Origin of the sequence: Paenibacillus sp. FSL K6-1318 (genome assembly GCF_037976905.1) — a bacterium.
GTDB lineage: Bacteria > Bacillota > Bacilli > Paenibacillales > Paenibacillaceae > Paenibacillus > Paenibacillus amylolyticus_A.
The window spans coordinates 109,379-121,486 of the sequence record NZ_CP150270.1 but is presented as its reverse complement, the minus strand read 5'-3'; the positions used below and the strand labels follow the sequence as shown (position 1 = coordinate 121,486).

Below are 12,108 nucleotides of genomic sequence, written 5' to 3'. Positions count from 1 at the left end.
TAAAATATATTTTGTTATATTTATATTCCCGAATACTATATGCAGCAAAAAGCATGGCCAGATCAGCCACCATCAACGTGAAGTTGAGAAAGATCGTCACTGCTAATACAAAATTGATGACAAACACTATAAAAACTGCAGTTAGCCACCTGGGATACATACTCAATTGAGTCCGAATCACACGCATTCACATTCACCTTCCTATATTTCCATATTATACACATATATTAAGATAGAGTCATACCAAGGCACGATATCTGCGTAAGTGGAGAGTCCATACTAACACATGAAATAAATGGTAGAGACAAGGGAACATACGTGCTATAATTCATGTTATGGACTTTTGAATATTGGTGGATGTTTTCCAGACCACGGCGCAGCTTCCCGAAAGGGGGTGACGTCGATGGTCAAACTTGTGGCGTTGCTTGATGTAATCCGATGGATTGCTGCGATCCTCAGTATTGTACTGAGTGGGCGAAAGCTTTACCGTTGGTTGCGCAAAAAGTTTCGTAGCAAGCGAAAACCCACCTCATAGGTTGGACGCCTGACGGTGGGTTTCGCTTGAATAGCGGTATTTAATTCATGCGCGCCGTGGCAGTCCACAGCCTTTCGGGTCCTAAGAGTCTTTACCGTTGGCGCGGTATAGGCTCTTTTTTTAGTATATGGTCGAACCCGATCACCATATACTTCACGAGTGTAATATATCAACTCATATACTACCGAATACTGATGTAGTCAGTATAACATAGCTCCAGACAGAAGTTAAATTAACTTAATTTGAATTCAACCTCGTTATTTCGCTTGGCAGAATAGTTTCGGATCTATCATGCATCGGGTTCCTTATGCTGGAATAGTTGAGGACAGGCAGATGAACGTTATCAATAAAAAAATGCCCTCCCCTGCACAGGTTTGAAGCCGCGCAGACAGAGAGCATGATGTTTATCGATTATTCTGTAATTACTTCACGAATCCAAGCAGCATTTCACGGATCAGCTTCGCAGCTACAATCTGTGTCTGTTGTGTTGGATCATAAATTGGTGCAACTTCAACCAAGTCACAACCAACGACATTTACATCAGATCCCGCGATCATATGAATGGCTTCCAGCAGTTCCTTGGACGTAATGCCGCCCGCTTCTGCTGTACCTGTTCCTGGTGCTGCTGACGGATCAAGCACATCGATGTCGATGGTCACATACACCGGACGGTTGCCCATCTTCGGAAGAGCTTCCTTCATCGGAGCTGCCACTTCAAATGGATAGAAGTTGATGTTCTCGCGACCATACTGGAACTCCTCACGGGAACCGGAACGGATACCGAACTGATAGATATTTTTGCCACCCATTAACTCAGCTGCTTTACGTACTGGTGTGGAGTGGGACAAGGGCTCGCCTTCATAGTTTTCACGAAGGTCTGCGTGTGCATCAATATGAATCAGAATAAGATCCGGGTATTTCTTGTACATTTGTTGGATGACTGGCCAAGTAACCAAATGCTCGCCACCGAGACCAACTGGGAATTTGTCGTCAGCCAATAAACTACCGATGTATTCATGAATTACTTCAAGGCTGCGTCCAGCATTACCGAAAGGCAAGAGCAAGTCTCCAGCGTCAAAGTACGTCATGTCTACAATGCTTTTGTCGAGGTACGGGCTGTACTCTTCAAGTCCAACCGATGCTTGACGGATATGAGATGGGCCGAAACGGGAACCCGGACGGAAGCTGACGGTATAATCCATCGGCATACCATAGATAACTGCTTTCGAGTTCTCATAATCCTCAGAGCTGCAAATAAATACGTTTCCTGAATAAGCTTGATCCAGTTTCATTAATGATTTCCCCTTTATTTCGTTAAATCTTCCACGAATTTAGGAAGTACAAATGCTGCTTTGTGCAGACGCGGAGAGTAATACTTCGTATCCATCTCCGGGATTTGAGTCTCATCCACTTCAAGCGGGTCATGTTTCTTGCTTCCCATAGTGAATGTCCACAAACCACTTGGATATGTTGGAATATTACAGCCGTACACATGTACGATCGGGAAGATTTCTTTGACGTCTTTGTTCACCTTCTGGATCAGATCCGCCTTGAACCAAGGGTTGTCCGTTTGGGCAACGAAGATTCCGTCTTCTTTGAGTGCTTCGTAGATACCTTGGTAGAAACCACGCTCAAACAATGGCGCAGCCGGGCCTACAGGCTCCGTGGAGTCTACGATAATCACATCGTATTCATTTTTATGTTCAATAATATGCATGTAGCCGTCGTTTACGAGTACTTCAACATTAGGCTCGTCCAACTTGCCGGCGATTTCAGGCAAATATTTTTTAGAGTATTCAATGACTTTACCGTCGATTTCGACGAGAACTGCTTTTTCTACAGCAGCATGCTTAATGACTTCACGTATGACACCGCCATCGCCGCCACCGACAACCAGAACTTTTTTTGGATTCGGGTGTGTGTTCAGCGCAGGGTGTGCTGCCATTTCGTGATATACGAATTCGTCTTTTACGGTAGTCATCACCATGCCATCAAGGAGCAACATGTTACCGAATTCCTCGGTTTCTACCATGGCCAAATCTTGAAAATCGGTTTTCTCTGTAACATAGGTCTGCTTAATCTTCGCGGTGATCCCGAATACCGGGGTCTGTTTCTCCGTAAACCACAATTCCATAATCTCTACCTTCTTTCCGTAAAGTTAATGATCAGCCATACCCGACCAAGCGCTGTGCACTATAATCGGTTCGCCCAAGCACGTCCAGCGTTCGGCGCCATATCGCGTTATGATTTGCTGGCCTGCGGGAAAGATCCGCGGTTCACTTCATTATATAGATTAAATTTGACCAGAGCGTGCAGAGCGTCTGACTAATCAATGAATCAATGACCATTCGTCTGTTCGTCCTTACGCGCTTTAGTATCTTGTGCCGAATCTTACCTTTTCATTACCCTTTTGCATTATACGCGATTGACGTTTATACTGCAAAACGGTTTTTCCGGCGAAAATGCTACATTTTGTTTGCTTATGCACCCGATTGAATATCCCTGCCAATCAAGTCCCATACTGGAAGAAAAGAGAGGAGCCCGTTCCATGACCAAGCCAAATCAAAAGACCCGCAAACGCGGGTTCCGTGTACGAAAATTCATTAAAAACCTGTCTCTGCTGGGCGTGCTCGCCATGCTTGCTACCGCGGCGGGATTGGTGTACCTATACGCAACCAGCCTCCCCCTCGCAGACTCTGATCGAAATTCCCGATTGCTGGATAGTCAAGGTGAAGTGATCGCTACCTTCTCGGCAGGTGGCAAAGATTCTGTACCTGTTCAACTGGAGGACATCGCTCCAGATCTGGTCCATGCCACTCTGGCTGTAGAGGACCGCAAATTCTACAACCACTACGGGTTCGACGTTCAAGGAATGGGACGGGCGGTACTCGTTAACCTTGAACATATGCAGATGTCACAAGGCGCGAGTACATTGACCCAACAGCTGGCGCGTAACCTGTATCTGTCTCATGAGAAAACATGGACTCGCAAAGCCAAGGAAGCCATGTACACGGCGCAATTGGAGATGAAGTACAGCAAGGATGAAATTTTGCAGATGTATCTGAATGAAATCTATTACGGGCATGGAGCGTACGGAATCGAAGCAGCTTCGCGGATGTATTTTGGCAAATCAGCCAAACAGCTGGATCTCGCAGAGAGCGCCATGCTGGCAGGAATCCCGAAAGGACCCACATATTATTCACCCTATAACCATATGAAGAATGCCAAAGACCGGCAGAAAATTGTGCTGAATGCCATGGCTGATATCGGCGAGATTACCCAGGCCGAAGCGGATAAGGCCTATGAGAAAATGCTTTCGTTCAAACCGGAAAGTGAGCGTAAAACGGTGGAAAGCGCTCCGTATTTCCGTGACTATATTCGGAGTCTGGCCATCAAAGAGCTAGGAATCAGCGAAGCGATGCTGGACCACGGGGGATTGAACATCTACACCACACTGGATCTACGTGTACAAAAAGCAGCTGAAGACGCCATAGCGAAGGGTATGGATGCCAAAAGCGAGCTGGAGACGGCCCTCGTGTCCATCGATCCTCGTACGGGCTACATCAAAGCCATGGTGGGCGGCAAAAATTATCGCACCAATCAGATTAACCATGTATTGGCGACTACACGTCAACCGGGTTCGGCTTTTAAACCGATTATGTATCTGGCAGCCCTGGAGTCCAAGCAGCTTACCAGTGCATCCATGTTTAACAGTGAACCTACCCTGTTTCATTATGACAACGACCGCAAAACCTATAAACCTGGCAATTTCGGGGACAAGTATCTAGGTGAGATTGATCTTAGGCAGGCAATCGCCGCTTCAGACAATATCTATGCGGTGAACACCATTATGCAGATCGGTCCTGAGCAGGTTGTGAGTATGGCGAAAAGCCTTGGTATTACAAGTAACCTGAGCGCCGTGCCCTCTCTTGCACTAGGAACCTCACCTGTCAGTCCGCTGGAGATGGCGTCGGCCTTTTCTGTCATCGCTGCTGGTGGACAACGAACACCACCTGTCGCCATTCTGCAAGTGACGGATGCTGCAGGACGTGTGCTCTACGAATCGCCGCAGACGAAGGCTGAGACTGTTGTGGAACCTGCGGCAGCTTATGTACTGACTCGTTTAATGGAAAGTGTCTTCGAAAATGGGGGAACGGGTAACCGGGTGTCTGCCGCGATCAAACGTCCGGTAGCCGGAAAGACGGGCACAACCAATACCGATGCCTGGTTGGTTGGATTCACACCTGAGCTCTCCACCGCGGTATGGGTTGGTTACGACCAAGGCAAAGCCATCTCCACTTCGGATGGCCGACGGGCGGCGCCGATCTTTGCCCAGTTCACAGAGCAGGCCCTTGCGAGCGTACCACCTAAAATTTTCACCGTACCTGATCATGTTGTAAGTGTCTATATCGACCCGGAATCCGGCAAGCTGGCAGGCAATGGCTGTGAAGAGAAGCGACTGGAAGTCTTTATTGATGGAACTGAGCCGAAAGAGGTATGTCATGGTACGACGGATGATTCGGATGCAGGAGAAGATGAGAAGACCCGTCAGGTGCAGAATCAACAAGGCATACAGGAAGAGAAGCATTCCTGGTGGGGAGATTTCAAACGTTGGTGGGTAGAATAACGCAAATGCGCGATGACTTAGTTGCGTCACCTTTGACCCCTGATTATATTGATCATTTGGAAATTCACTTCAGATGAAAACTCATAATTATTCAGATCGATGAATACTGTTAATGAACGAGCAAAAAGGCCCCAACCGAATTTTCCGGTTAAAGGGCCTTTTTCTTTTTTCTTTTATACTGTGTTGACTGATCTAACTTAGGCAAGTGCTTCCTTCAATACATCCGGAGAAGCATTCCACCAATCTTCGTTGTGTGAGATCAACAGCGTCTTGAGTGCGGCCCGTGCTTCCGGTCCGAGCTCATCCAGCATGAAACGGCGCTTCATGGCATAATCCATGCGATTCACATGTTCCGCCAGCAGTTTCCATCCACGTCTTGCTTCTGTGTCAATCCACATCTCACAGGCCGTTGCTCCACCATACAGTTGGCCTTCCTCCGTGCGATCCACAGCTACCCACACCAGCCATACTTGGCGTCCATTGGGTACATCCTCACGATTCGTCGAGAACTTGATATTGCGCTCCACTTTGCTCTTCGCATGCATCGCACCGATATCAATTTTGGCTTCGCCATTATCAATAATGACCGGAGAAAGGTTGTTCAGATCAATGGAGCCTGCACCGAAACCTTTATGCTTGCTTTTTGCACTAACGATATTCAAGGCAATCTGTTTTTTGCCGTTTTGCTCGTTTTGGTCCATGTTTATAGCCTCCAAGGGTTGATACAAATATTTTAACTAATAATTGGCCCATTGCAAACATATACATGCTGTAGATGCTTGTCAACGGGAGGTATTTAACGATGATTCCACGACGCGCCAAGAGCTGGCTCACCGCATCCCTGGCCTTATGTGTGCTGGCCGGAGGGATATGGATCACTCTGGGTTACAATCGCTCAACTCATTCCGAATTGCCAGTACTCGCCCCGGAATCGGGCAAGCCCAAGGCAATAGCTCCAACGCCAGCACCTCCAGAAAGTGTACAGACCCCTACCGCCGAAGTGTACAGCAACCGTATTGTGGAATATCACATGGATGTAAAACTGGCAGAAGGGAACGTACTGGAAGGAACTCAGACGATTACATGGACACATCCAGGCAAAAAAACCGTCAATGAGCTTTATTTTCATATGTACCCCAATGCCTTCTCTTCTGCTGACACCACCTTTATGAAGGAATCCGGCGGAAAGCTTCGGGGTGATGTCATGCCTACCAATGGCTATGGCTCCATGCATATTACCGAAATGAAAACGGAGGACGGGCTCTCTCTGCTGCACCGGATGCAGTATGTGCAGCCAGATGACGGAAATATCAAGGACACCACCCTCATTAAAGTACGCTTGCCCAAACCCGTCAAAGGCGGGGAAAGCATCACGCTCCACACCCGATTCGAAGTGAATCTGCCCAAGATTTTTGCCCGGATGGGAACCGCTGATGATTTTGTCATGGCAGGTCAATGGTTTCCCAAACTAAGTGCCTATGAACCTGTGGGCAGGCGTGGACGAACAACGGAAGGCTGGAATCTGCACCAATACCACGGCAATTCGGAGTTTTACGCCGACTTCGGTATATATAGTGTGCGTATTCGGGTGCCTGAAACATACAAGGTGGCTGCTACCGGATTTCCAACGCAGCAAGCTGTAGTGAAGAATGGAGAAAAAGTCTATCAATTCTATGCTGATGATGTGCATGACTTCGCCTGGGCAGCCTCACCCGATTTTGTGTACGCCGAAGAGCCCTTCTCTGCACCCAACGTTCCTGGTGTACGAATCAAGTTATATCTGGACCCTGCTCATCAGGATCTGAAAGAACGTTATTTCTACGCTGCGAAGGCCGCTCTATCCAATTATAGCAAATGGTTTGGTCCATATCCTTACGCTACCTTATCTATCGTTGTTCCACCCAAAACGGGGAATGGTGCCGGCGGCATGGAATATCCCACGCTAATCACAGCCTTTGGAGCGGATGACACCACGCCAGGTTATGACCTGGAACGAACCGTAGTCCACGAGATTGGACATCAATACTTCTATGGCATGGTTGCCAGCAACGAATTCGAGGAAGCTTGGCTGGATGAGGGGTTCACCTCTTATGCAGAAGACAAACTGATGGAGCAGGAATACGGACTGATCCCGAACCTGCCGGTGCAATCGGGACTGATTACGTCTCCTTCATCTTTAACACAAGAATCCTGGAAGTTCGATTCCCAGAACGAGTATGCAGCCAATGTCTACACACGTGGCAAGCTTGTATTGCTCGGTATTGAACATCAAGTCGGTGCGAAAAAGATGGAACGCATTCTCTCTACCTATGTGAAGAAGTACCGTTTCAAACATCCCACTTCGACTGACTTTCAAAAAGTTGTGGAACAAGAAACCCGTACTTCCTGGTCTGATTATTTTGACCAATATGTCTATGGTAACGGAATGGCTGACTTTGCTGTAGAGAAGATTCATGTTACACCCGTACAGAAAGACGGCCAAACATTGTACGAGTCATCCGTAACAATTGCGAAAAAAGGTAGTGATTACAACGCCGTTCCTGTTCGAATTGCTTTTGAAGACGGACATATCCTCACCAAGCAATGGGATGGCAAAGAAGATCGCATCACCTATAAATTAACTCACACATCTCCCGTGTCCTGGGCCATGACCGATCCCCTCTACACGATCGTGCTGGAGAACCGCCATATGAACAATTTCCTGAAAGCCGGACTGGATGAGCCGACGAAGTCCCGCTGGAGCATGAGTGTAACCAAACTAATAGAAGCCATATTCGGAAGTCTGTCATGGTGAGGTGGAAACGGTGAAAGCGAAAATACGTGAGGGCTGGTTTCTCGTCCGTCAGCATATGTTCATTGCAGCACTTTTATTTCTTTATCAACTTATATGGGGATATTTCCTCTATCGAATGATACAATCGGCTGTCGTCCCACTACTCCTGCGTTATCCGGATACTGATGCCGGGGAGCTGAGTACGCTTTTGTTCAAAATGGAAAGCCAACTGAACCTGTCTACCCATCCGGAGGTTCATCGTTATCTGTGGATTCTGGGGGCCATGCTACTGCTTCGGATGTTAATCAGCCCCCTCATTCAGGCAGGACTGCTCTACTCGCTTCAGCACTATAATAGTACAGAAGAGCGCATTCCATTCGTCCGCGGGATTAAAAATCTGTGGAAACCGATGCTGCTGCTCCACACCATTCGTACATTATTGGTGCTTCTGCCTGGCTACTGGCTCGTGCCAAAGCTGTACTCGATTCTAATGGATGGATTTCATTCCCTTCAATTACTCTTGCCTGGCATACCTTATGTTGCTGCTTGGATCGTATATGGTTGGATTATTCACCACACCCTGCTCTACATGCAGTTCGGTGTTTCGGCACCAGAAGGGGAAGGTGGCGCTCACGGCACACTCAAGGCGCTCTGGATTGCACTGCGTCATCTCATCGCTGTAATCGGCATTGCACTGCTGCTGGGCGGAGTTCACCTGCTCGTCTTCGGGGCATTCACTTCAGCCTCATGGTTACTAACAGGACTCACCGGACTTATACTACAACAGACGTATCCACTGGCCAGATGTCTATTGAGCCTGTGGAAAATATGCGCCCATTTCCGGTTATGGCAGTCCAAAACATCCAAAGGTTAGAGCAGATAGTTTAAAAATTGTTACCATCACATGTTAAACTTATGGCCTGATATGTACTTATAAATAGGCAAACCTCAACCTTTCCCCGTCAAAGGTCGAGGTTTTTTTTGCTAATTTTATTGCTAAACGTTGCCAAAGCGGTACTCCTCTGTTACAATAATCGCAGTGAGTTTTTAGTAACAACTTTGTAATCTTTACATTCATATTTGTAACTACTTAAAATTAAATCGTCATTTCTTGATTTCGCAGGTGCATAACTAGCATAGCCAAATTCCTGGCACCTGGGAAGCGGGGGAACCAGTTATGGGTGAATTGATCTTGCTACAGAGGGATCATAGGGGACCTTCAACCGAATCCTTAAGCTAACCTCGCAGGCGTTGGAAGGGGTATATCTCTTGTTAAAGAAGAAATTAACCGCAGCTGTACTTAGCCTCACATTCGCATTATCGCTTGGTGCAGGCAGCGCATTCGCAGATTCAAAGATGGACAAAGTAATTGATTCAGCAATGGGAACTACATACAAAAGTGGGGGAACAACGCTTAACGGCTTTGACTGCTCCGGATTTACACGGTATGTATTCGACAAATTGGGTATTGATTTGGCACGCCAATCGAGTTCCCAATTCGACATGGGTGATTCCGTATCCCGCATGGAGATGAGAGCTGGCGATCTGGTTTTCTTCAATACAACAGGTAAAGGCGTATCTCATGTAGGAATCTTTGTAGGGGATGGAAAGTTCGCACACTCCTCTTCTTCCAAAGGTGTTACGATCAGTGCATTGAGTGAAAACTATTGGGCCAATCGTTATGTTGGCGCTAAACGGATTATGAGCACGGACGCATATGAATCACTGGCCCTTGACTAGGGACAAGCTGAGCAACATGATGCTGTAACCATTAACCATACTGGAACGAAGCAAGAAGCATAACAGAACCGCCCGGTACATTCTCCGCAGGAATGTATCCGGCGGTTTTTTTGTGCTTCATTCCCTGTTTACGTTACAAGTTACACACGAGGTATATCCTGCGAAATCAACAGGTTCATTTTGCGTTCGCTCGTCCGTGCCCTTATGATGTTTTTACCCATCCCGTTATAATATAAACGGAATTACCGGAACTTTTGTTTCATTTTTTTCCCGGAAAGGGAGACTTGCTAAATGAACGGCTCTTTTGTAGAGTGGACAGAGAGTTTGGTAATGAATGAGAGGAGCGTGCAGATGTATGAATGAAGCCCCTGTAACGTTTCATGTTGTACCCATGCAAGAAGAACATGCGGAGCTTATCTGCAGTTGGCAGTATAATCCGCCTTACAATATCTATAGCTGGCTACCCTGGGAGCAGATGAAAGCACTGGAAGTGGAGTTTGGAGATGCACAGCTGCGGCAGGAACAATATGCGATTGTTCTAGATCAGCATGATCGCATCTGCGGATTCGCTCAATACTTCCCACTGCAAGGGGTAACCCGGATTGGCCTCGGCATGCATCCAGAGCTGTGTGGTCAGGGTCAAGGGAAAGCTTTTGTCACCGCCATTGTGCAGGAAGCCATTCGCCGGAATCGGACGAATGAGATCGACCTGGAAGTGCTCACCTGGAATGCCCGTGCCATTCAAGTCTATTTGAAGAGTGGATTTGTCACCCAGGATACATACGAACGACAGACCCCAAGCGGTTTAATGCCCTTTCACTGCATGGTTTATGAAGGGCCTCGTGACTAGAATCCATTGCAAAACAACCAAATCTGCCCCTTGTTATGTGATTAGTTCAAAAAATTACCACAAAATGCTATGATGTCACTACAGGTTCCGTTATAATGATATGGATAGTTTCAGGTTAGATGATCTTTCATTCTGGAGGGGACATAAGGGATGCACAAATGGATCATGAGCGGGGTATTTTTTGCAGCATGCGCTTTAGCTATTGTTTTAATGTTTACGCTTCCAGGGAAAGAGGAAGTGGCTGAAGAAGCCAAACCAACCATGCCGGAAGTGACGATGGATGCAGGACAGGCTGAGGCACTGGTCAAAGCCAATTGTATTTCCTGTCACGGGGATCAGTTGCAAGGTGGCGTAGGACCTGCTCTGGCGAACATCGGCAGCCAGGACGATCTGGAGAAGATCTATTCCACGATTGTCAAAGGTAAAGGTGGCATGCCTGCCTTCAAGGGCAGACTGCAGGATGAAGAGATTGCCAATATCGCCATGTGGCTGTCAGAGAAGAAATAATCTTTGCACACGCATAACAAAGAGGCCCTTAATCCCCTGTTGGGAGAATAAGAGCCTCTTTGTTATGCCATTAATTAGGCCTCTGCCGCATGCTCAGCCAGAAAGGCCTCGACTTCACGTGCGGACGGCATCCCGGACTGGGCGCCGAGCTTGGTCACGGATAATGCGGCCGCACCCATGGCGAAGCCTACGGCCGCGTCCAACGTCTCACCGCGCGCGAGGGCTACTGCCAGCGCGCCGTTGAAGCAATCGCCAGCGCCGGTCGTATCGACGGCGCTTACGGCGTAGCCAGGCGCACGGCACGTGCCGGCACGCCCTGCTTGTACGCGGCCGCCAGGCGCCGCCGCGTATACAGCCCCCTCGGGGCCGAGCGTCGTGACGACAGCGGCCCCGAGGGATGCGGCGAGCTCTGCGACCGCCGCATCCAGGTCTTCCGGCCGGAGATGATCCCGGCCGGTAAGCACGGCAAGCTCACTGCGGTTCGGCGTGACTACGTCGACGCACCGCAGGAGCTCCTGGGGCAGACCCGGCACCGCTGGAGCCGGGTTGAGCACCACCAGTGCGCTGCCTTCAGCCGCCAGTTGGGCGGCGCGGGTGACCGCTGGCAGCGGGATCTCCAGCTGCAGCAGCACCGCTGCGGCTGCAGTCAGGCTTTTTACCGTATCCGCCTCTTCCAGCATCTCAGGTACCACTTGTCCATTCGCGCCAGGAATAACAATAATCCGGTTATCTCCCCGAGAGAGCCAAATGGATGCCGTCCCTGTAACCGTGTCTTCCAATATGCGAACCTGCGAGGCATCTGCACCACTTTCCGTCAGACTGTGCAGCAGACGTTCGCCAAAACCGTCCGACCCCACCGCACCAATCATCGCGGTCTGTCCACCCAGACGCGCAGCGGCAACAGCTTGGTTTGCGCCTTTGCCACCAGCGAGATAATGCAGCTCCTCACCGCTCACCGTCTCTCCCTCTTCCGGAATCGTATCTGTCTTCACCACGAGATCCATATTGAGACTGCCTACGACAGCAATAAGAGGTTGTTTCTGATTATAGTCTGACATGTATGGTTCACTCACTTC

Annotated in this window: 11 protein-coding genes and 1 riboswitch; of the genes, 7 read left to right on the top strand and 4 right to left on the bottom strand. The window is 48.5% G+C overall.

Annotated elements, in window-relative coordinates:
* Positions 1–403 precede the first annotated feature (403 nt).
* Entirely contained in the window at positions 404–535 is a 132-nt protein-coding gene (locus NYE45_RS00575; protein WP_017691304.1) for a hypothetical protein, read from the top strand.
* 422 nt (positions 536–957) lie between these two features.
* On the opposite strand, the gene speB is transcribed toward NYE45_RS00575, so the two are convergent.
* Both speB and speE read right to left on the bottom strand, forming a co-directional pair.
* Positions 958–1,827, bottom strand: a complete 870-nt coding sequence (speB, locus tag NYE45_RS00570; protein WP_036607280.1) for an agmatinase — start codon at positions 1,825–1,827, stop codon at positions 958–960.
* Positions 1,828–1,841: 14 nt separating this feature from the next.
* The gene (gene speE, locus NYE45_RS00565; RefSeq protein WP_017691306.1) at positions 1,842–2,669 is read right to left on the bottom strand and encodes a polyamine aminopropyltransferase; all 828 of its coding nucleotides are present in this window, start codon (positions 2,667–2,669) and stop codon (positions 1,842–1,844) included.
* 414 nt (positions 2,670–3,083) lie between these two features.
* Here speE and NYE45_RS00560 point away from each other — a divergent pair, with 414 nt between their 5' ends.
* Positions 3,084–5,162 (top strand): PBP1A family penicillin-binding protein, encoded by a 2,079-nt coding sequence (locus tag NYE45_RS00560; RefSeq protein WP_340015187.1) that lies wholly within the window; start codon positions 3,084–3,086, stop codon positions 5,160–5,162.
* 197 nt (positions 5,163–5,359) lie between these two features.
* On the opposite strand, the gene NYE45_RS00555 is transcribed toward NYE45_RS00560, so the two are convergent.
* Positions 5,360–5,863 carry a YwhD family protein gene (locus tag NYE45_RS00555; RefSeq protein WP_062838130.1) on the bottom strand — a complete coding sequence of 168 codons (504 nt, stop codon included), beginning with the start codon at positions 5,861–5,863 and terminating at the stop codon, positions 5,360–5,362.
* A gap of 101 nt (positions 5,864–5,964) precedes the next feature.
* Between NYE45_RS00555 and NYE45_RS00550 the strand changes: the two genes are divergently transcribed.
* The 5 genes from NYE45_RS00550 (at position 5,965) to NYE45_RS00530 (ending at position 11,032) form a co-directional block, all read left to right on the top strand.
* A complete protein-coding gene (locus NYE45_RS00550; RefSeq protein WP_340015186.1) occupies positions 5,965–7,956 on the top strand; it encodes a M1 family metallopeptidase in 1,992 nt (663 codons plus the stop codon).
* Between the two features lie 10 nt (positions 7,957–7,966).
* Positions 7,967–8,809 (top strand): hypothetical protein, encoded by an 843-nt coding sequence (locus tag NYE45_RS00545; RefSeq protein WP_339167976.1) that lies wholly within the window; start codon positions 7,967–7,969, stop codon positions 8,807–8,809.
* Between the two features lie 254 nt (positions 8,810–9,063).
* A riboswitch (cyclic di-AMP (ydaO/yuaA leader) is annotated at positions 9,064–9,201 on the top strand.
* 3 nt (positions 9,202–9,204) lie between these two features.
* Complete coding sequence (locus NYE45_RS00540; RefSeq protein WP_062838133.1) at positions 9,205–9,675, top strand: C40 family peptidase; 471 nt, start codon at positions 9,205–9,207, stop codon at positions 9,673–9,675.
* Positions 9,676–10,030: 355 nt separating this feature from the next.
* The gene (locus tag NYE45_RS00535) at positions 10,031–10,525 is read left to right on the top strand and encodes a GNAT family N-acetyltransferase (protein WP_340015185.1); all 495 of its coding nucleotides are present in this window, start codon (positions 10,031–10,033) and stop codon (positions 10,523–10,525) included.
* A 150-nt stretch (positions 10,526–10,675) separates the two neighbouring features.
* A complete protein-coding gene (locus NYE45_RS00530; RefSeq protein WP_062838135.1) occupies positions 10,676–11,032 on the top strand; it encodes a cytochrome c in 357 nt (118 codons plus the stop codon).
* 74 nt (positions 11,033–11,106) lie between these two features.
* Here NYE45_RS00530 and rbsK read toward each other — a convergent pair whose 3' ends face one another.
* The gene (gene rbsK / locus NYE45_RS00525; protein WP_340015184.1) at positions 11,107–12,090 is read right to left on the bottom strand and encodes a ribokinase; all 984 of its coding nucleotides are present in this window, start codon (positions 12,088–12,090) and stop codon (positions 11,107–11,109) included.
* Positions 12,091–12,108: the final 18 nt, after the last annotated feature.